Raw genomic sequence first — 19,208 nt, 5'->3', positions numbered from 1 at the left:
GGTTGGGCTCGAGTGCAATCAGAATCCGCCTAGTGTATGGACGTGCCTCTGCGGATTGGCCGCAAAACCGTCGCCCAATCTACGACGTGTGCGGAATTCATGCAAAATGTTACGGATCAACGCAGGAGTTTTGCATGATTTCCTTGGATACCTTCGATCTGGCCTTGCTGGAGGCGCTACAGCGCGATGGCCGCGCGACCCATCAGCAGCTTTCGGAGCAGGTGCACCTGTCGGCCAGCCAAGTGGGGCGGCGCCTCGCGAGGCTGGAATCGGAGGGGGTGATCGAGGGCTACCGGGTGATGCTCTCGCCGACCGGGTTGGGGCTGGGCGTGACGGTGTTCGCCAGCGTCAAGCTCGCCCACCACGGCGATGCCATCGTCGAGCGCTTTCGCGAAGAGATCCTGCTGCTGGACGCCGTGCAGGAATGTTTTTCCGTGGCAGGTGATGCGGACTACATGCTGCGCGTGGTGGTGCCGGATCTGCCGGCGCTGTCTGAATTCGTCATGCGTAAGCTGATGCGTGTGCCAGGTGTGGACAATGTGCGCTCCAATATCGTCCTTACGGCGCTCAAGCGCGACGGCGCGCTACCGCTATCCCACCTTGGTGGGTAAGCCAGCGCCTTGCGCCAGGGTGCGCGGCGTGTCACGCTGCACACCGATATGACTTTGTTGCACACACCCTCTACCCCTCTTGGGCGGGAGACCACCATGGTTGAAGGACACCCCACGCACCCGGTGCACGCGCCGGCGCATCGTACTGGCGGCTACGGCATGCCGGCACGGGTTCGCGCGTGGTGGGTGGCCGCTGCGGTGGCGGGTGTCACCTACGGCGGCATGCTGACCATGGTGGCCGTGGATGTGCCGCCTGGCACACCGCTGGCTGGGCGCATCGTGGCGCAGCCGCTATGGAAGATGCTGATGGCGCTGTTGCTGGCGCGCGCCGCGTCCTTGCATGAAGTGCCGAGTGAACGCCGCTGGCTGATCGGCGCCATGGTGTTCTCCGCGCTGGGCGATCTGTGGCTGGCGCTGCCGTGGCTGTCGTTCTCGTTCATTGCCGGCCTGGGCTGCTTCCTGCTTGCCCACGTGTGCTACCTGCGAGTGCTGGTGAGCCTGCGTGGCGCGTCGTCGCCCATCCGCATGCTTGGCGTGGGGGCGATGATGGGGGTGTCGATCGGTATGTTGATCTGGTACTGGCCGGGGCTGGGCGAGTTGAAGGGACCCGTCATCGCCTACATGATCGTGCTGTCGTCGATGGTGTGCGCGGCCTTCATGGCGCGCCTGCCGGGGCCGTTGACCGCATGGGGCGCGCTGGCGTTTGCCGCGTCTGACGCCATGATCGGCATCAGCGTGTTCGTCTTTCCGTTTACTGACCACGAGCTGGCCATCTGGTGGAGTTATGCCGCGGCCCAACTGCTCATCAGCGCCGGGCTGCTGACGCGCCGTGTCGCACCGCCGCCGCGCCGCATCGTTTCGGCAGCATAAGCGGCTTCCATCCCCATCTCCCCTTCGCTGCAGGAGCCCCCGATGCTGCAGACCCTCGACGCCGCAAGCACGGCGGCCCGCCTGCCATACGCCGCGCTGGCCGATGCCATTGCCCAGGTGCTGCGTGATGCACGTGCTGGGCGTGCGCAGGCCCCGGCCCGCCTGGTCATGCCCGTGCCAAGCGGAGGCAGTCTGCTACTGATGCCGGCGTCCAATGCCGACATCGCCATCACCAAGATGATTACCGTGCATCCGCATAACCCCGGGCGCGGTCTGCAAGCGATTCACGGTGAAGTCGTGGTGATGGATGCGCACACTGGCGTGCGCAGTCTGCTGCTGGATGGACCGACCGTGACCGCGCACCGCACGGCCGCAGTATCGCTCTTGGCCGCGCGCTTGCTGGCACCGGAGCCCGCCGGGGATCTGTTGCTGATTGGCGCCGGTGCGCAGGCACGGGCGCATCTCGAGGCTTTCCGCGCTGGGCTTGGCACACGGCGTGTGACGATCATCGCGCGCACGGCTGACAGTGCCGAGGGGTTGGCGGCTCACGCCCGCGCGCTGGGCATGGAAGCCACCGCGCTGGCTGGCGGGGATGCAGCTGGCGTTGCGCAAGCGGCCCGTGCAGTCCTGCCGCACGCATCGCTGGTCATTACCGCTACGCCTTCGGCACAACCCGTGTTGCCGGACCACACCGAGCCGGGTCACCCCAGCGGCGAGGTCTGGCGCCCCCATCATTTCGTCGCGGCGGTGGGTGCCTTCCGCCCTGACATGGCGGAACTGCCGGCACGTCTGTGTGTACACGCCGCAACAGCCGATCGGCTCTATGCCGATACCTTGGTCGATCTGGAAGCCGAAGCTGGCGACCTGCTGCAGGCCGGCATTCCGTGGTCACGTGTGCGGCCGTTGCAACAGTGCGTCGATGCGGCGCCCGACACGCTCACGCAGGCGCCACCGGCCTCGCCGGTGGTGTTCAAGAGTGTCGGCAGCGCATTGTGGGATCTGGCTGCATGCGCGCTGGCCCTGTCGAAGCAGCCCGCCGTTTAAAAAACCGCATCGTGCTCAAAACGCGCCTGCTGAGCGCGTTTGTATTGCCGCTTGTAACAGGAAACCTCTAGAAAAGGGGTACTAGCCACAGCAATCACACGGGATAATGGCCATCCCTTCCGCCTGGGAGGAGACTGAGAACGCACCGCAAACGATCCAACCCCGTTTGCTTCGGATGCGTCTGACACAGGAGCACATACACAGATGGCCTATAAGAAAGCACTGGCGGCTGCCGCCGGGATGATCCTCGCCACCGCCGCGCACGCACAGGCTGCCGGCAGCAACGTCGTCAGCCTCGGCTGGTTCCGCGTGATGCCGAACAGCTCGAGCGATCCGCTGTTCGTCAAGAGCATTGGCGGCGCGCCCGTCAATCAATCGGTGCCGAACACCGGCGCGAAGATCCAGGAAGCCGACACCGTTGGCCTGGCCTTCACGCACTTCTTCACCGACAACATCGCCGTGGAACTGGTCGGTGGTATTCCGCCGCGCCACAAGATTGAAGGCACGGGTTCGTTTTCGGGCTACGGCGAGATTGGTTCGGCCAAGCAATGGAGCCCGGCCGTGCTGGCCAAGTGGTACTTCTTCAGCGCAGACACCAAGTTCCGTCCGTATGTGGGTGCTGGTCTGAACTACACCTGGTTCTCCGACGAGAAGATCACCAACAGCGCGTTCCAGAACCAAGTTCTGGGCCGCGGTACGCCGGGCAGCACCAGCAATGTGACCACCGACAGCTCGCTCAACCCGGTGCTGAACGTAGGCGCGACCTACGCCATCACCAAGGATTGGTTCGTTGGCCTGTCGGTGTCCTACCTGCCGCTGAAGACCACTGCCAAGATCGACACCACGCTGATCAACGGCGTGCACATCCAGAGCGAAGCGAAGATCAAGATCAACCCGGTCGTGACCTACCTGAACGTCGGCTATCGTTTCTAAGCCACGTTTGCGCAAACAAAAAGGCGTGCCATTGCGGCACGCCTTTTTTCTTTGGTGCGATTGACGCCCTATGCGACTGCCTTGACCGGGTAGCCAGCCTGTTCGATGGCCGCCTTCACGGTATCGGTCGGGGCGCCAGTCGTGACCGCCACGGTTTGCTTGGACAGATCGACCTGCACATGGGCAGCGGCATCGACCTGCTGCACGGCGCGCGTGACAGCCGATACGCAATGGCCGCAGCTCATGCCTTCAACGGAAAACGTCGTCATGGTGTGCTCCTGAAAGAGGGAAGAGAGAATCACCACAACAGTATGAACCTTCCCACCGTGGGAATCGCAAGCGTAAGATGAGCGCTTGACCTTGCCAAGATGGGAAGGTCTACGCTGATGTCATCTTCTCCAGAGCGAATGCTTTCATGACTGCAGCACCACTTGATCTCGAAATCAGCGGAATGACGTGTGCGGCCTGCGCTGGCCGTGTTGAACGCGCCTTGCGGGCCGTACCCGGCGTGACGGAAGCCAGCGTCAACCTGGCCACGGAGCGCGCGCGCGTGCAGGGCGAGGCAACGGGCGACGTACTGGTCGCTGCCGTGACGGCGGCAGGCTATGAGGCGTATGTCGCTTCCGATGAAACCATGGCGCCTCCCGCCGCGGCCCCCGATTTCTGGGAGGGCCCCGGACCGGTGTGGATTGCCGCCGCGTTGTCCGTGCCGCTGGTGCTACCAATGATCGCCGGTTGGTTGGGTGCCGAATGGATGCTGCCCGCGTGGGTGCAGTGGCTGCTGGCGACGCCAGTGCAGTTCGTGATCGGGGCGCGTTTCTACAAGGCGGGCTGGAAGGCGCTGCGCGCGGGCGCCGGCAATATGGATCTGCTGGTCGCGCTGGGGACGTCGGCGGCGTATGGCCTGTCGTTGTGGCTGTGGTGGCGCGCAGGGGCGGATGGAATGCACCATGCGCCACACCTCTACTTTGAGAGCGCCGCTGTGGTCATCACGCTGGTGCGCTTGGGCAAGTGGCTGGAGGTGCGCGCCAAGCGCCAGACCGCCCAGGCCATTCGCGCGCTGCAGGCGCTGCGTCCCGATACGGCCCGCGTGCGCACCGCCGATGGCACGCTGCGCGATACGCCCATCGCGCGCGTACGGGTGGGCGACGTGGTGTCCGTGCGGGCGGGTGAGCGCATCCCCGTGGATGCACTCGTGCTGGAAGGCGCCAGTCATGTCGATGAATCCATGCTGACTGGCGAGAGCCTGCCCGTGCCCAAGCGAGAAGGTGACCGCGTGACTGCCGGCGCCATCGCCACCGACGGCGTGCTGCTGGTGCGCACCACGGCCATTGGCGCGGACACGATGCTCTCGCGCATCATCCGACTCGTTGAAGACGCCCAGGCCGCCAAGCCGCCGATCCAGCAACTTGTGGATCAGGTGAGCGCGATTTTTGTACCGGCGGTACTGGTGGCGGCACTGCTGACGCTGGTCGGCTGGGCGCTTGCCGGAGCGGAATGGGAAACGGCCATCGTCAACGCCGTGGCGGTGCTGGTGATTGCGTGTCCGTGCGCGCTGGGGCTGGCCACGCCGTCCGCCATCATGGCCGGCACTGGCGCGGGCGCGCGGCGCGGCATTTTGATTGCGGATGCGCAGGCGCTGGAGCGTGCGCAGCAGGTGGATTTCGTCGTGTTCGACAAGACCGGCACGTTGACGGTTGGCCAGCCACGCGTGACGGCGGTGGAGGCTGCGCCCGGTGTCGATGCTGATGCGCTGCTCAATCAACTCGCCGCGCTGCAGGCCGAGAACACGCACCCGCTGGCGCATGCCACGCGCGAATACGCCACCGAGCAGGGCTGCACGGCTTCGCCCGCGCAATCGCCGGAAGTGCTGGCCGGACGCGGCACGCGCGGCATGGTGGATGGCGTATCGCTGCAACTGGGCAATGCGCGTTGGATGGACGAACTGGGGCTGGATCGCCATGCGCTCCAGGCACGCGCCGATGCACTGGAAGCGCAAGGCAACACCGTTTCGTGGCTGGCGCAAAGCGGGGAGGGTGGTGCGCAGTTGCGCGGCCTCATCGCCTTTGGTGATGCGCTCAAGCCCGGCGCCAAGGACGCGGTGGCTGAACTGCGCCGACGCGGTATCCGTACGGCATTGGTCACGGGCGACAACGCGGGCGCCGCGCGCGGCGTGGCCGAAGCCCTTGGCATCGACGAGGTGGCCGCGCAGGTGTTGCCGCAAGACAAGGCCACACGCGTGACAGCCTGGCAGCAGAGCGGCCATGTAGTGGCGATGGTGGGCGATGGCATCAACGATGCGCCTGCGCTGGCTGCGGCCGACGTTGGCATCGCCATGGCTACCGGCACCGATGTCGCCATGCAGGCCGCCGGCATCACCCTCATGCGCGGCGAGCCGCGCTTGGTGAGCGATGCGCTGGATCTCTCGCGCCGCACTGTCGCCAAGATCCGGCAGAACCTGTTCTGGGCGTTTATCTACAACGTGGTGGGCATTCCGCTGGCCGCATTCGGTTTGCTGAACCCGACCTTTGCCGGCGCAGCGATGGCGTTCTCCAGCGTGAGCGTCGTCACCAATGCGCTGATGCTGCGCCGCTGGCGCGCGACTGGAGAGCAAGCATGACGCAAGGCCCGGTCAATATCGGCGAGGCAGCGAAGGCGAGCGGCGTGTCGGCCAAGATGATCCGCTACTACGAGAGCATCGGCCTGCTGCCACCCAGCCCTCGTACGGAAGGCAACTACCGCATGTACGACGCGCGCGCGGTGCATGTGCTGCGCTTTATCCACAGGTCGCGCTCGCTGGGGTTCGCGCTGGAGGAGATCCGCACACTGCTCTCGCTGTGGAATGACCGCGAACGCGCCAGCGCCGATGTGAAAGCCATCACGCTGCGCCATGTGGCTGATCTCGACGCGCGCATCCGCGAACTGCAGGGCATGCGCGACACGCTGATGTCGCTGGCCAATGCGTGCCATGGGGATGACCGGCCCGACTGTCCGATCCTCGAAGGTGTGGCCGGCGAGGGCAGCGACAAGGGTGCCTGCTGTCACTGACGGGACACGCGATTGCCCTGACTTACGGCAGGCGGCGTCTATGCCACAATCTGTGGCAATTCAAGGAGGAGACGCCGATGACGCAAGCCCCCGCCCAGTCCGTACCTGTTCAAGCGCTGGAAACCCGCCAGCGCATGAAAGACGGCACGGAATTGCTGGTCCGCACGTGGTTGCCCGCACCTGATGCCGGGGAGCCACGCGGCAGCGTCATCCTCGTGCATGGCATGGCCGAGCACTGCGGGCGTTATCACCACGTCGCCAACGTGCTCACTGATCTGGGCTTGCGCGTGCGCGCGTTTGACCTGCGCGGCCACGGCAAGAGCGGCGGCCCCCGCATGGCGCTCGACGCGCCAGACAACTACCTCACCGATCTCGCAGAAATTGTCGATGCCGCTGTCGCCGAGTGGCACGAGATGCCGTTCGTGCTGGGGCACAGCATGGGCGGGCTGATCGTCGCGCGGTTCACGACTGCACGCATCCGGCCGGTACGCGGCGTGCTGTTGTCATCGCCCGCGCTGCGCGTGAAGCTGCCGCCGGGGGCGGGGATCGTGCGCGGGATTCTGTCTGCTGTTGCGCCGCGTTTGCCGGTGCCCAATCCTGTGGATCCTTCCAAGCTGTCGCATGACCCGAGCGTTGCGGCAGCGTATCGCTCGGATGCGCTGGTGCAGAGCACGATCAGTGCGTCGGTGCTGGAATTCATGCTCAACGCGATTACGCAGGCGCAGCAGGATGCACCGCGACTGGAAGCGCCCATGCTGCTGATGGCGGGGGGATCCGATTCGATCGTCGACCCTTCAGGCAGCCGCGATTTTTATGCGAACGCGCCGGAAGACCTGCGGACGCTGGCGTGGTTTGAGTCTGGGTATCACGAGATCTTCAATGAAGCCGAACCGCTGCGCAGCGAGGTGTTTGGGAAGATGAGGGAGTGGCTTTCCTCGCGGATTTGATTTGAAGTGAATGGGTTGGACCACAAGAATAAAAACCAATAACACCAAGGCAGAGAAGCACGGAGACATGGAAACCTACGACTACATCATCATCGGCGCAGGCTCCGCCGGGTGCGTCCTGGCGAACCGTCTGACGCAAGACCCCGACGTGTCTGTTCTGCTGCTGGAGGCTGGCGGCAAAGACGACTACCACTGGATCCACATCCCCGTCGGTTATCTGTACTGCATCGGCAACCCGCGCACCGACTGGCTGTATCGCACGCGTGAAGAGCCGGGGCTCAACGGCCGTTCGCTGGGTTACCCGCGCGGCCGCGTGCTGGGTGGCTGCTCGTCCATCAACGGGATGATCTACATGCGCGGCCAGCGTGAGGACTACGACGGCTGGGCCAACATCACCGGCGATGATTCGTGGGGGTGGGATGCCGTGCTGCCGCTCTTCAAGGCCAGTGAGAACCACCACGGCGGCGCGAACGAATGGCACGGCGCGAACGGCGAGTGGCGCGTGGAGCCACAGCGCCTGCACTGGCAAGTGCTGGAAACCTTCATCGAAGCCGCAGTGCAGGCCGGCATCCCGCGCACGAGCGACTTCAACCGTGGGGATAACTTTGGCGTTGGCTACTTCGAGGTCAACCAGAAACGCGGCATCCGCTGGAACACGGCCAAGGGTTTTCTGCGGCCGGCATCGCGGCGGCCGAATCTGACCATCATCACCGGCGCGCAGGTGCGTGCGCTGACCTTTGACGGCAAGCGTTGCGCGGGCGTGACGTATCGCGGGGCAGGGCAGGATTACACCGTGGCGGCGCGCGAAGAGGTGATCCTCTCGGCGGGCGCCATCAATTCACCGCAGTTGCTGGAGCTGGCGGGCATCGGCCAGCCGGAGCGGCTGCAGGCGCTGGGCATTCCCGTGCGCCAGGCGCTGCCGGGCGTGGGCGAGAACCTGCAAGACCATCTGCAACTGCGCAGCGTGGTCAAGGTGAACGGCGTGCCGACACTCAATACGCGCGCGGCAAACTGGTGGGGCAAGGCGCTCATCGGCATGCAGTACGCCTTGAACCAGAGTGGGCCGATGAGCATGGCGCCGTCGCAGCTGGGTGTGTTCGCGCGCTCGAACCCGCAAGTGGCGCGGCCGGATGTGGAGTACCACGTGCAGCCGCTGTCGCTCGACAAGTTTGGCGATCCGCTGCACGCGTTCAATGCGTTTACCGCGAGTGTGTGCAACCTGCGGCCGACCTCGCGCGGCACGGTGCATGCCACGTCGGCCGACCCGTTTGCCGCGCCGACCATCGCTCCGAATTACCTATCGACAGAGGAAGACCGCAAGGTCGCGGCCGATTCGTTGCGCCTCACGCGCCGCATCGTCGCGCAGCCGGCGTTGGCGCAATACAAGCCCGAGGAGTACCTGCCGGGCGCCGCCTTCCAAACCGATGAAGAACTCGCCCGCGCCGCTGGCGAGATCGGCACGACCATCTTCCACCCGGTCGGCACTTGCCGCATGGGGCTGGCGGACGATGCGAACGCTGTAGTCGATGCACAACTGCGTGTGCGCGGCATCGAGGGCCTGCGCGTGGTCGATGCCTCCGTCATGCCGACCATCACGTCGGGCAACACCAACTCGCCGACGATCATGATCGCGGAGAAGGCGAGCGAGATGATTCGGGCGGCGCGCAAAGTGCGGGCGTGACGCGTCTTAGGGTGGCCCTGATTTGACGGGCCAGTCAGGGCGATGAACTCGTTTCATCTGGAGACCTGACACTCGTCTCGTTAATCCACTTTCGTACAACTTGGCCATTACTTTTCAAATAATCTACTTCAAGCCACCCGGTTTGAGATCGGTTTACTACCGTAACGAAATCCCCTCTAATTAGATACATTTTTGTCTTTGCTTTCAGACTCGGGGAGTCGTAAAGCCATGCTCGATTTTGGTTAACCATGAGTCGCGTGCCATTTGCACCAGGTTCCTCTGCATGCGCGGAAAATTTGGATTTGATGTATACGGCTTCAGAAACCATTTTCTTATCTTCAAGCTGCCGCGCAATCGCCAAGTAACTGTGGCGATTGGTATCGCTGGGGGGGTCGCATGCCACCATATTAGATACTCCCATGCTGCTAATGATGACATCTCGGAGATTCAGGCGGACCGTAGAATTGGAAAAATTCCTCCATAAATCATCCGCACTCGGAATGGTTTTTTCTGTCATTTCATTTGTGCGATCGATATTTCCAACCAGCCATTTGTCTTCTTTGGGCGACCATTCTCCGCCGCATATTTCTCCTGTCGGCATGGAGAGAATGCACCCTGTTGTTGTTTCGATCGTCGGGCAATACTCCCTTCCCTCGATGTGTGGTTTTCTTCCTGCTATCTCTAGTATTCCTTGCCGAACTAACGGTAAAACAACATAGCGCCCACTGGGGGACACGCCTCTTTGGTCAAAATTTTCGAATACGATCCCGCCGTTCCTGGTCAATTCTTCATCGGGAAACAACCGAAGTCGGTGACCATCCTTGGCTACAAAAAATGCGCGAGACCAGCCATTCCCAAATTGAGATTTCATATCGCCAGTTAAAGGGTCACTCAATTCGATTGATTGACCACCGGGAAGGGCTGTTTGCGATCCTAGAGCTATGTCGGGTGCGACTGAGAAAAGAAGGCATGACGACGCAAATATAATGGCAGAATTTTTTATTCCTAATAAACAGATGTTTTTCATGACAATTGATTCCTTAGGTGCGCGAATCTAGGATGACGGTCGTTCATGCTCCTGTTTTCCCCATAGAAGGCAAGTATCTCTGACTCGTATGCTGCATGAGATGCCCCCCACAGTGAAGGGTTTCTTGGCACGGATGGATGAGTGTGAAAGAAATTGTCCAATGCTTTCCCGACGTCTCTCACGACATTGTTGGGACGATTAACATGTTGATCGAGTGCGGTCGCATGGCCAAGATCGCTTAAAAAGTACTCTGCAATTGAATGGGTATAGCCAACAGGGATGAGGGTGCGTACCAGCCGCAGACGAACCACAAAGTCCTTCACCTGTTTTTCCTGAAAAGCATTATCCACTATTGCGTTTGCAATAACGGCTAGCGGCTTTTGTCTAACGCTTTGACCAAATGTTGCTGCATTGCAACCCTCCCGCAATTTCGCATGTAACTGGCTACCGGTTATTTTCTCCCCAGAAGTGATTTCTGGATCTTGGTAGTACATTTTTGTACTTCCGTCCGTTTCAACAGTCCAACCACATTGTGCAAAGAGACGTTGGTATGCTTCTTCGTTGCCGGCTCTGAACTGAGCAACTTGAATCGGAAATTCACCTGAACCTGTGGGACTAACGGTCTTTTGACAGGCTCCTGCGGTAAAGATCTCACTGTCGTATGCTTGGACATCATCAATATTCCCTTCGTTTTGAGACATAGCGGAAAGTATGCGATGTTCCCGGTCTGTCATTTGGCCGCTATCAAGGAATCGTTGCATGGCAGGTGAGTTTTTCAATGACAAAGCACCTCTATATAGAGGGCCATAGTGAACTACCTGCCCATTCCAGCGCGTCACCTTGAACTTATTTTCTAAGCAGCACCCGCATTCGCAAACGTGCGTGCTACCTGAATTTTGAAAATTCCCCGCCAGAGCAATCGGGTGAATATGAAACACCTCCGGACTGTTTGGAAACGGCTGCCCTACCTTCGCGCTCACCTCATCCCACCACACAAGCTTCTTGAGCCGCTCAATCTCCGCGTCGTGATACGGCTCCTCGTCAATGCGCTTCAACACCGTCTCGAAGAAGCTTTCATACTCGCGCTGGCTGGCCCATTCACTGCGATGCTTCGGCATCAACCGTGACGCCCGGAACTGCAGCCATTTGTTGGCCTTCAGTGCACGCAGTTCATCCGCGGCCCGTGCTTCGTTGCGCATGGGCGATAGCGCACGGTAGAAGTTGCAGGCCAGCGGCTTGAGATTGTTGATATTGCCCGTCGCCGGTTTGTCCTCATCCAGCGCGTAATCCAGATGACCGTCCACGGTGCGGCATATGGTGGGGTTGCCTCCGTCGTCACCTATGACGGTTTCAAAGTTGATCCAGGCATGCGGAGATTGCCGCATGACACCACCATTGGGTGGCATCTGCCGGTTGCGAACCCAACCGCTGATATCTTCGTGGCGGCTATTGGCGCTGGTCACGTACCACCACGGTTGTCCAGGGCCTGGGCCGTTGTCCTTCGGTCCCTTGTGTTCAGCAGGGAACGCATCGAGCGCGGCTTGGCTGTAGATTTGAACGACGGCTGTTTGCGGAGCGTCGGCGCCTTCTTCGTAAACGGGATGACCTTGAGCGTCCGCCTTCTTGACCTGGAAGAGCTTGACGCCCTTGTCGATGTGCAGGAGAGGGCGTTTGCTTAGATCGATGACGTCCTTGGCAGCCGCGCGAGTCTTGGCGAGGAAGTCAGGCAGATCACTTCCACAGAACACCTCGATATGCACCATCCGGTGTTCCTGCTCGGGGTGAGCTTGCAGCCAGTATTGCCCCAGGTGCCCGATCAGGTCGTTCGCGTTGATGCGGATGGGTGTGGCGGCCACGATGACTTCACCGCTTTGCGCTTGCGAGATGATGGGCTTGAGCAACTGGTGCCCATATTCCTTGCCGAGGAATACCCAACCCTTGTCTGCGCCCTCGGGGACGAGACTTGCTACTTGGGGCGGCAGGATGGTGCCGGATTCGATGGCTTCGATTTTTCCCCAGAGGCCTTTCTTGCGCGTTTCTCCAATACGCACCTGCGCGCCACGGGGCAGGATGCCCAGCATCGTGGGACTTCCCGGTTCGGTGTGGATGTTCAGGCCGATGTGTTCGTCTGGGATAGGGGTGTTTGCGCTGGCTTTGGGCTTGTCCGAGGCATGTTCGGTGACCTCGTAGGCGCGTGCCCAATAGGCCGGAGGTTGCATGCTCTTCTGCTCGTACTCGGCAACGCTTTGCAGGTGCATGTACAGGCTGAAGAATGCCAGCCGATTGCCCGCCGGATATTCCAGCGTGTGCCGTACAAGGGTGAAGGCAGAACTGTAGTGGCCGGTCAGAGTCGTGCCGGGCTGATCGTCTCCCGCTGCGATCTCGCTGATGAGCGGGGCGCGGTTTATGCGGTAAGCGATGATTTCGCCTGCTGCGATGCAGCGTACGCCGTGCACTAGATCAAGATGCCGCCCCGCGCCATCCGCTGAGACATGAATGCCGCCGTGCCACATGCCCGAGCTGCTGACCGCGAAGTTGCCGGTGTTCTCGTCGGCAAGCCACTGATAGAAGATGTGTTCGTCGACAAGGGCTTTGCCATCCTTGGTACGGAAGGGAAAGGCGAAGGTTGGGAGGGGAGGCTCGGGAGCCACTGGAGGATTGGGCGGGTTCGGCATGAAAGCGCTGTCTGAATACTGCGAATTAAACAACACCATTCAGTTAAACGGCGCTTTAAATCATCACCGGAACTCAGCATCGATCGCTGTCAAATTATGTTGATGCCGGATCGTGCCGAAGCATTCACGGGATAACGCGAAAAGGTGCGGATCCCTGTAAGAAAAGGGGGTTTCCCGTGATTTCGGGAGTCACGTAAGGGAGTGTGGTCGAGGCATTGACACCGCCCGACACACCACCCGTGTCATATCGATACGCAATCCGCATCACCCCCATACGTAACTCTACGTAACCCCTTCTTGGTGCGCCGAAAAACCAATACCGGTGCGGGTTTCCGGGCGGTAAGGGCATTGTCATCCTCTCGGTAAAAACCCCGATGTTTTGCAACGCAACAGCCGTTGACAATCATCCGCACCATAAAAAGGGCGGGAGACCAGAGGGAATCATGGCGCAGGACATCATTCTCGAAACGCGCGGACTGACGAAAGCCTTCAAGGGCTTTACCGCCGTGTCCGACGTCAACCTGCGCGTGCAGCGCGGGTCGATCCATGCGCTCATTGGCCCGAACGGCGCCGGCAAGACGACCTGCTTCAACCTGCTGACCAAATTCCTGGTGCCCACGCGCGGCACCATTCTGTTCAACGGCCTCGACATCACCGCGGAAAAGCCGGCGCAGATTGCACGCCGCGGCGTGATCCGCTCGTTCCAGATCTCCGCTGTGTTTCCGCATCTGACGGTGATGGAAAACGTTCGCGTTGGCCTGCAGCGCCAACTCGGCACGGCGTACGCGTTCTGGCAAAGCGAGCAATCGCTCAATGTCTTGAATGACCGCGCGATGGAGCTGCTCGAACAGGTGGGCCTGACACAGTTCGCGCACACCGTGACGGTGGAGCTGCCGTACGGCCGCAAGCGCGCGCTGGAAATTGCCACCACGCTGGCGATGGAGCCCGAGCTGATGCTGCTCGACGAGCCCACGCAGGGCATGGGCCACGAAGATGTAGACCGCGTGACGGAGCTGATCAAGCGCGTCGCGCAGGGCCGCACCATTCTGATGGTCGAACACAACATGAACGTGGTCTCGTCCATCGCCGACAAGATCACGGTGCTGCAGCGCGGCCAGATCCTGGCGGAAGGCCCGTACGAAGAAGTGTCGAAGAACCCGCAGGTGATGGAAGCCTATATGGGCACCGCCGATGCGGCGCTGGAAGGCCACTGATCGACGCTGATCGATCATGCGACGCGGCTGTAAGACGATCAGCCGTGTCACCGAACGCTTGACCCGAACACACGAGAACACTGCATGAGCACGCCCGCGCTCCAGATCACGGACCTGCACGCCTGGTACGGTGAATCGCACATCCTGCATGGTGTCGACCTGACCGTGAACCGCGGCGAGGTCGTCACGCTCCTCGGCCGCAACGGCGCGGGCCGCACCACCACGCTGCGCGCCATCATGGGCCTGGTGGGCTCGCGCAAGGGCTCGATCGTCGTGCATGACACGAGCGGCCAGGGCGTGGAGACCATCGACCTGCCCACGCACAAGATCGCCCACTGCGGCATCGGCTATTGCCCGGAAGAGCGCGGCATCTTCTCGAGCCTGTCGTGCGAAGAGAACCTGATGCTGCCGCCGGTGCTCAAGGGCCAGGTGGCCAAGTCCGGCAATGTCGGCATGAGCATCGACGAGATCTACGAGATGTTTCCCAACCTGAAGGAGCGCCGCCAGAGCCAGGGCACGCGCCTCTCAGGTGGTGAGCAGCAGATGCTGGCGGTCGGGCGCATTCTGCGTACGGGTGCGAACCTGCTGTTGCTCGATGAGATTTCCGAAGGGTTGGCCCCGGTGATCGTGCAGGCGCTGGCCCGCATGATCCTGATGCTCAAGAAGCGCGGCTACACGGTGGTGATGGTGGAGCAGAACTTCCGTTTTGCCGCGCCGCTGGCCGATCGCTTTTATGTGATGGAGCACGGCCGCATCGTCGAGCGTTTCGAGGCGGCGCAGTTGCAGGACAAGATGCCGGTGCTGCACGAACTGCTTGGCGTTTAAGACGATTTCCCCAATCGATTTGCAAGACCCTTGCGCCAGCGCGATCCGCGGCGCGCACGACACAGGAGACAAGACCATGACACTCAAGAAGCTGGCTGGTGCATTGATGGCGGCAGGGCTGGGCGTTGCAGCGTTCGGCGCGCATGCGCAGGTGAGCGGCGACAAGGTGAAGATCGGCTACATCACCGATCTGTCCGGCCTGTATGCCGACATTGACGGGCAGGGCGGCGTCGAGGCCGTGAAGATGGCGATCGAAGATGCGGGTGGCAAGGTGCTCGGCAAGCCGATCGAACTCGTGACGGCCGACCACCAGAACAAGGCTGACATCGCGGCTTCCAAGGCGCGTGAGTGGATGGACCAGCAGGGCATCGACATGCTGCTGGGCGGCACCAACTCCGCCACGTCGCTGGCAATGAGCAAGGTGGCGGCCGAGAAGAAGAAGGTGTTCATCGGCATCGGCGCCGGCACGGCCCGGCTGACCAACGAGGAATGCACGCCGTACACGATCCACTATGCGTATGACACGGTGGCCCTGGCCAAGGGCACCGGCAGCGCGGTGGTCAAGCAGGGCGGCAAGTCGTGGTTCTTCCTGACCGCCGACTACGCATTCGGCCACTCGCTGGAGAACGACACCGCGGCCGTGGTGAAGGCCAACGGCGGCACGGTGGTGGGCTCGGTCAAGCATCCGCTGTCGGCGTCGGACTTCTCGTCGTACCTGCTGCAGGCGCAGTCGTCCAAGGCGCAGATCCTGGGCCTGGCCAACGCCGGTGGCGACACGATCAACTCGATCAAGGCGGCCAAGGAGTTCGGCATCACCAAGTCGATGAAGATTGCGGGCCTGCTGATGTTCATCAACGATGTCCACAGCCTGGGCCTGCAAACCGCCGAAGGTCTGCTGATGACCGACAGCTGGTACTGGGACATGAACGACGCCACGCGCAAGTTCGCCAACCGCTACTTCATGAAGATGAAGAAGATGCCGAGCAGCTTGCAGGCCGCCGACTACTCGGCCGTGTCGAACTACATCAAGGCGGTGGCCGCCGCCGGCACGGATGATCCGGACAAGGTGATTGCGCAGCTCAAGAAGACGAAGATCGACGACTTCTACACCAAGGGCTACATCCGCCAGGACGGCCGTGGCATCCACGACATGTACCTGCTGCAGGTGAAGACGCCGGCGGAATCGAAGAAGCCGTGGGATTACCTGAAGGTGGTTGCGACGATTCCGGGCGAGCAGGCCTTTGCCACGCAGGCGGAATCGAAGTGCGCGCTGTGGAAGAAGTAAGCGTGTAAGCACCGGCGCCGCTGTCCAATGGAAGGCGGCGCCGTCAATCGTGTTGGTGTGGTGTTCTCTTTCTGACCGCGATGGAAATCTTCGGCGTTCCGCTACCGGCCATGCTCAGCCAGCTGCTGCTGGGTCTGGTCAACGGTTCCTTTTATGCGATGTTGAGCCTGGGCCTTGCGGTCATCTTCGGGCTGCTCAATGTCATCAACTTTGCGCACGGTGCGCTGTTCATGCTGGGCGCGGTGCTCACGTGGATGGGCTTCTCGTACCTGGGCGTGCCGTATTGGGCGATGCTGGTGCTCTCGCCGCTGGTGATCGGCCTGCTCGGCGTGGTGATCGAGCGTACGCTGCTGCGCTTCATCTACAAGCTCGACCATCTGTACGGTTTGCTGCTGACCTTGGGCGTGACGCTCGTGATCGAAGGCGTGTTCCGCGCCATTTACGGTGTGTCAGGCCTGCCGTACAACACGCCGGAACTGCTGCAGGGCGCGACCGACCTCGGCTTCATGATGCTGCCCAACTATCGCGCGTGGGTGGTGGTGGCCTCGTTGGCGGTGTGCTTCGCCACGTGGTTCATGATCGAGAAGACCAAGCTGGGCGCGTATCTGCGCGCCGGCACCGAGAACCCGAAGCTCGTCGAAGCCTTTGGCGTGAACGTGCCGTTGATGGTCACGCTCACCTACGGCTTTGGCGTGGCACTGGCGGCGTTTGCTGGCGTGCTGGCCGCACCGGTCATCCAGATCTCGCCGCTGATGGGGCAGAGCATGATCATCACCGTCTTTGCTGTGGTGGTGATCGGCGGGATGGGGTCGATCCTCGGTTCCATCGTCACCGGCCTCGGTCTGGGCGTGATCGAGGGGCTGACCAAGGTGTTTTATCCACAGGGCTCGTCCACGGTGGTGTTCGTGATCATGGTGCTGGTGCTGCTGGTGCGCCCGGCGGGCCTGTTCGGTAAAGAGAAATAAGCGGCACTATGCAAAACACCTCTTCCTCTTCCCTCAAATACGCTCTGTACGGCCTGCTGCTGGTGGCGCTGATTGCCGCGCCGCTGGTGGGCGCGTATCCGGTGTTCGTCGCCAAGCTGCTGTGCTTTGCGCTGTTTGCGTCGGCCTTCAACCTGCTGCTGGGCTATACGGGGCTGCTGTCGTTCGGGCATGCGGCGTTCTTTGGCGGCGCGGGCTACGTGGCCGGCTACATGATGCGCGACCTGAACGTCACGCCGGAGCTCGGCCTGTTGGCGGGCACGGCAGCGGGCGCGTTCATCGGCCTGGTGGTGGGCCTGCTGGCCATCCGCCGCCAGGGCATCTACTTCGCGATGATCACGCTGGCGCTGGCGCAGATGCTGTACTTCTTCTGCCTGCAGGCGCCGTTCACCGGCGGTGAAGATGGCTTGCAAGGTGTGCCGCGCGGCAAGCTGTTCGGCGTGCTCGATCTGTCGTCGGACATGACGCTGTACTACGTGGTGCTGGCGGTGGTGGCGCTGGCCTTCCTGCTGATCGTGCGCACGATCCACTCGCCGTTCGGGCAGATCCTCAAGGCCATCAAGGAGAACGAGCCGCGCGCCATCTCCCTTGGCTACGATACCGACCGCTTCAAACTGCAGGCCTTCGTGCTGTCGGCGGCGCTCACGGGCCTGGCCGGTTCACTCAAGACGCTGGTGCTCGGCTTCGAGACGCTGACGGACGTGCATTGGTCGATGTCCGGCTCGGTGATCCTGATGACGCTGGTGGGCGGTCTGGGGATCCTGTCGGGCCCGTTGCTGGGCGCGGCGCTGGTGATTGCGCTGGAAAACAAGCTCGGTGACATCGGCACCTTCCTGGCGGGCGCAACCGGCATCGACGGCTTCAACGTGCTGGGCGAATCGGTAACCACGGTCACGGGCGCGATCTTCGTGATCTGTGTGCTGACCTTCCGGCGCGGCATCATGGGTGAGATTGCCGCGCGCGTGCCGTGGCTGCGGCGTTGACGCCACAATGGCCGAAGATGCCGGCAAGTTTCGGTCGAACGGCTGATCTTGGTGCTTAATGCACCGTAAGGGTTTGCTCTAGTTGCTGCATTGCGGTGCATCTTTTACAGTCTCGTTACGGTTTTCGCACGAGATAAATGAGGCGGGAGCGAGGAGACGACAGCACACACCGCACGAAACGGTGGAGATGCTAAATAGAACAGAGGCCCTGCTGGGTGATCCCCGGCAGGGCCTTTTTGTTTGTGGCGTTCGCCAGCGCAGTCAGGCGCCAGCCGCCAGCAGGGTCCGGCCGCGGGCGCTGACGGTCACCAAATGTGTATCGGGCGCGCAGTCCACCAGCCCATCAATGCACGCATCTTCCCAGATCGACAAGCGTGGACACGACGTCCGCCACGTCTCCAAGACCTCCGCATAGGGCCTGGGCCGCTCGGCCAGTGACTGCAGCAATTGCAGGGTGAGAGCGCGGGTCGGGTCGGCCATGGCGGGCTCCGTTTTCGGGTTATCCACATATCCACATATTCACAGTCTCGTCGGCGCTGGCCCACAAGAGAAATGCATTCGGAGTCGACGTCTATGCGGCCAGTGCATGACAATGGCGCCTTCGCTTCGAGCCGCCCATGACCCTGTCCACCCGCCTTGCCACGCCGGAAGACCGGCCGCGCCTGTTGGCCGCCATCGCATCGAGCGCCTCGCCGCTGCAATTGGCACATGCCGTCGATACGCTGCTGGCTCACCCGAGCGTGCATCCGTGCTTTCTCGTCGAGGAGGAGGGGGCATTGCTTGGCGTCACGCCGATCACGCTGGTGCCGCACTTGGCGCTCGGTGGGTTGGTGGCGTGGCTGCCGGTCGGTGTGATGCTGTTTTCCGATGACGTAGCCACGCGTGATGCCGCCTTGGCCGCCGTCCATGAGTACGCCCGCGCACATGGCATACTCCACGTCCTGATGCCGCCCGCGGCGCTTGCCGCGTATGACGCCACCGCGCTCGGCTTTGCGCCGGATGCGTCCGGCTGCTGGCGCCGCAGCGCGCGGCCGTCGCCCAAATCGCTGGGCTAGTCCTTCCCGCTCACCCGCCTGTTTCTG

18 protein-coding genes are annotated in these 19,208 nt (G+C 62.0%); 14 read left to right on the top strand and 4 right to left on the bottom strand.

Going from position 1 to position 19,208, the window contains the following annotated elements:
• Positions 1–134 precede the first annotated feature (134 nt).
• From ACN9M1_RS16020 to ACN9M1_RS16005, 4 genes are all read left to right on the top strand, one after another.
• A complete protein-coding gene (locus ACN9M1_RS16020) occupies positions 135–611 on the top strand; it encodes an Lrp/AsnC family transcriptional regulator (RefSeq protein ID WP_426395904.1) in 477 nt (158 codons plus the stop codon).
• Positions 612–707: 96 nt separating this feature from the next.
• On the top strand, positions 708–1,481 hold the full coding sequence (locus ACN9M1_RS16015) for a lysoplasmalogenase (RefSeq protein WP_426395902.1): 774 nt from the start codon (positions 708–710) through the stop codon (positions 1,479–1,481).
• A 42-nt stretch (positions 1,482–1,523) separates the two neighbouring features.
• Positions 1,524–2,525: a delta(1)-pyrroline-2-carboxylate reductase family protein gene (locus ACN9M1_RS16010; RefSeq protein ID WP_426395901.1), complete on the top strand. Its 1,002-nt coding sequence runs from the start codon at positions 1,524–1,526 to the stop codon at positions 2,523–2,525.
• Positions 2,526–2,729: 204 nt separating this feature from the next.
• On the top strand, positions 2,730–3,458 hold the full coding sequence (locus ACN9M1_RS16005) for an OmpW/AlkL family protein (RefSeq protein ID WP_426395899.1): 729 nt from the start codon (positions 2,730–2,732) through the stop codon (positions 3,456–3,458).
• Positions 3,459–3,526: 68 nt separating this feature from the next.
• Here ACN9M1_RS16005 and ACN9M1_RS16000 read toward each other — a convergent pair whose 3' ends face one another.
• The gene (locus ACN9M1_RS16000) at positions 3,527–3,727 is read right to left on the bottom strand and encodes a heavy-metal-associated domain-containing protein (protein ID WP_426395897.1); all 201 of its coding nucleotides are present in this window, start codon (positions 3,725–3,727) and stop codon (positions 3,527–3,529) included.
• Positions 3,728–3,873: 146 nt separating this feature from the next.
• Between ACN9M1_RS16000 and ACN9M1_RS15995 the strand changes: the two genes are divergently transcribed.
• From ACN9M1_RS15995 to ACN9M1_RS15980, 4 genes are all read left to right on the top strand, one after another.
• On the top strand, positions 3,874–6,078 hold the full coding sequence (locus ACN9M1_RS15995) for a heavy metal translocating P-type ATPase (protein ID WP_426395895.1): 2,205 nt from the start codon (positions 3,874–3,876) through the stop codon (positions 6,076–6,078).
• Complete coding sequence (gene cueR / locus ACN9M1_RS15990; protein ID WP_426395893.1) at positions 6,075–6,506, top strand: Cu(I)-responsive transcriptional regulator; 432 nt, start codon at positions 6,075–6,077, stop codon at positions 6,504–6,506. The genes ACN9M1_RS15995 and cueR overlap by 4 nt, the downstream gene beginning before the upstream one ends.
• Positions 6,507–6,583: 77 nt before the next feature.
• Positions 6,584–7,453, top strand: a complete 870-nt coding sequence (locus ACN9M1_RS15985) for a lysophospholipase (RefSeq protein ID WP_426395891.1) — start codon at positions 6,584–6,586, stop codon at positions 7,451–7,453.
• A gap of 67 nt (positions 7,454–7,520) precedes the next feature.
• Positions 7,521–9,134 carry a GMC family oxidoreductase gene (locus ACN9M1_RS15980; protein ID WP_426395890.1) on the top strand — a complete coding sequence of 538 codons (1,614 nt, stop codon included), beginning with the start codon at positions 7,521–7,523 and terminating at the stop codon, positions 9,132–9,134.
• 34 nt (positions 9,135–9,168) lie between these two features.
• On the opposite strand, the gene ACN9M1_RS15975 is transcribed toward ACN9M1_RS15980, so the two are convergent.
• Complete coding sequence (locus ACN9M1_RS15975; protein WP_426395889.1) at positions 9,169–10,161, bottom strand: hypothetical protein; 993 nt, start codon at positions 10,159–10,161, stop codon at positions 9,169–9,171.
• Positions 10,158–12,836, bottom strand: coding sequence for a hypothetical protein (locus tag ACN9M1_RS15970; protein WP_426395888.1), 2,679 nt, complete (start codon positions 12,834–12,836; stop codon positions 10,158–10,160). Before ACN9M1_RS15970 ends, ACN9M1_RS15975 begins: the two co-directional genes overlap by 4 nt.
• Before the next feature lie 443 nt (positions 12,837–13,279).
• Between ACN9M1_RS15970 and ACN9M1_RS15965 the strand changes: the two genes are divergently transcribed.
• The 5 genes from ACN9M1_RS15965 (at position 13,280) to ACN9M1_RS15945 (ending at position 18,126) form a co-directional block, all read left to right on the top strand.
• Positions 13,280–14,050: an ABC transporter ATP-binding protein gene (locus ACN9M1_RS15965; RefSeq protein ID WP_426395886.1), complete on the top strand. Its 771-nt coding sequence runs from the start codon at positions 13,280–13,282 to the stop codon at positions 14,048–14,050.
• Positions 14,051–14,134: 84 nt separating this feature from the next.
• Positions 14,135–14,875, top strand: a complete 741-nt coding sequence (locus ACN9M1_RS15960; RefSeq protein WP_426395884.1) for an ABC transporter ATP-binding protein — start codon at positions 14,135–14,137, stop codon at positions 14,873–14,875.
• 76 nt (positions 14,876–14,951) lie between these two features.
• Entirely contained in the window at positions 14,952–16,160 is a 1,209-nt protein-coding gene (locus ACN9M1_RS15955) for an ABC transporter substrate-binding protein (RefSeq protein WP_064805768.1), read from the top strand.
• Between the two features lie 80 nt (positions 16,161–16,240).
• Positions 16,241–17,125, top strand: a complete 885-nt coding sequence (locus ACN9M1_RS15950; protein ID WP_426395882.1) for a branched-chain amino acid ABC transporter permease — start codon at positions 16,241–16,243, stop codon at positions 17,123–17,125.
• Positions 17,126–17,133: 8 nt separating this feature from the next.
• On the top strand, positions 17,134–18,126 hold the full coding sequence (locus ACN9M1_RS15945) for a branched-chain amino acid ABC transporter permease (protein ID WP_426395880.1): 993 nt from the start codon (positions 17,134–17,136) through the stop codon (positions 18,124–18,126).
• A gap of 261 nt (positions 18,127–18,387) precedes the next feature.
• Here ACN9M1_RS15945 and ACN9M1_RS15940 read toward each other — a convergent pair whose 3' ends face one another.
• Positions 18,388–18,606, bottom strand: a complete 219-nt coding sequence (locus ACN9M1_RS15940) for a hypothetical protein (protein WP_418064876.1) — start codon at positions 18,604–18,606, stop codon at positions 18,388–18,390.
• A gap of 137 nt (positions 18,607–18,743) precedes the next feature.
• Between ACN9M1_RS15940 and ACN9M1_RS15935 the strand changes: the two genes are divergently transcribed.
• On the top strand, positions 18,744–19,181 hold the full coding sequence (locus ACN9M1_RS15935) for a hypothetical protein (protein WP_426395878.1): 438 nt from the start codon (positions 18,744–18,746) through the stop codon (positions 19,179–19,181).
• Positions 19,182–19,208: the final 27 nt, after the last annotated feature.

The organism is Ralstonia sp. R-29 (genome assembly GCF_049913345.1).
Taxonomy (GTDB): Bacteria; Pseudomonadota; Gammaproteobacteria; order Burkholderiales; family Burkholderiaceae; genus Ralstonia.
The sequence above is the reverse complement of the archived record's forward strand: the minus strand, read 5'-3'. Positions and strand labels throughout refer to the sequence as shown.

Bases quoted from the DNA above. Each gene is read 5' to 3' on its own strand.
- ACN9M1_RS16020 (WP_426395904.1), top strand. From the start codon at position 135: ATGATTTCCTTGGATACCTTCGATCTGGCCTTGCTGGAGGCGCTACAG.
- ACN9M1_RS16015 (WP_426395902.1), top strand. From the start codon at position 708: ATGGTTGAAGGACACCCCACGCACCCGGTGCACGCGCCGGCGCATCGT.
- ACN9M1_RS16010 (WP_426395901.1), top strand. From the start codon at position 1,524: ATGCTGCAGACCCTCGACGCCGCAAGCACGGCGGCCCGCCTGCCATAC.
- ACN9M1_RS16005 (WP_426395899.1), top strand. From the start codon at position 2,730: ATGGCCTATAAGAAAGCACTGGCGGCTGCCGCCGGGATGATCCTCGCC.
- ACN9M1_RS16000 (WP_426395897.1), bottom strand. From the start codon at position 3,727: ATGACGACGTTTTCCGTTGAAGGCATGAGCTGCGGCCATTGCGTATCG.
- ACN9M1_RS15995 (WP_426395895.1), top strand. From the start codon at position 3,874: ATGACTGCAGCACCACTTGATCTCGAAATCAGCGGAATGACGTGTGCG.
- cueR (WP_426395893.1), top strand. From the start codon at position 6,075: ATGACGCAAGGCCCGGTCAATATCGGCGAGGCAGCGAAGGCGAGCGGC.
- ACN9M1_RS15985 (WP_426395891.1), top strand. From the start codon at position 6,584: ATGACGCAAGCCCCCGCCCAGTCCGTACCTGTTCAAGCGCTGGAAACC.
- ACN9M1_RS15980 (WP_426395890.1), top strand. From the start codon at position 7,521: ATGGAAACCTACGACTACATCATCATCGGCGCAGGCTCCGCCGGGTGC.
- ACN9M1_RS15975 (WP_426395889.1), bottom strand. From the start codon at position 10,161: ATGAAAAACATCTGTTTATTAGGAATAAAAAATTCTGCCATTATATTT.
- ACN9M1_RS15970 (WP_426395888.1), bottom strand. From the start codon at position 12,836: ATGCCGAACCCGCCCAATCCTCCAGTGGCTCCCGAGCCTCCCCTCCCA.
- ACN9M1_RS15965 (WP_426395886.1), top strand. From the start codon at position 13,280: ATGGCGCAGGACATCATTCTCGAAACGCGCGGACTGACGAAAGCCTTC.
- ACN9M1_RS15960 (WP_426395884.1), top strand. From the start codon at position 14,135: ATGAGCACGCCCGCGCTCCAGATCACGGACCTGCACGCCTGGTACGGT.
- ACN9M1_RS15955 (WP_064805768.1), top strand. From the start codon at position 14,952: ATGACACTCAAGAAGCTGGCTGGTGCATTGATGGCGGCAGGGCTGGGC.
- ACN9M1_RS15950 (WP_426395882.1), top strand. From the start codon at position 16,241: ATGGAAATCTTCGGCGTTCCGCTACCGGCCATGCTCAGCCAGCTGCTG.
- ACN9M1_RS15945 (WP_426395880.1), top strand. From the start codon at position 17,134: ATGCAAAACACCTCTTCCTCTTCCCTCAAATACGCTCTGTACGGCCTG.
- ACN9M1_RS15940 (WP_418064876.1), bottom strand. From the start codon at position 18,606: ATGGCCGACCCGACCCGCGCTCTCACCCTGCAATTGCTGCAGTCACTG.
- ACN9M1_RS15935 (WP_426395878.1), top strand. From the start codon at position 18,744: ATGACCCTGTCCACCCGCCTTGCCACGCCGGAAGACCGGCCGCGCCTG.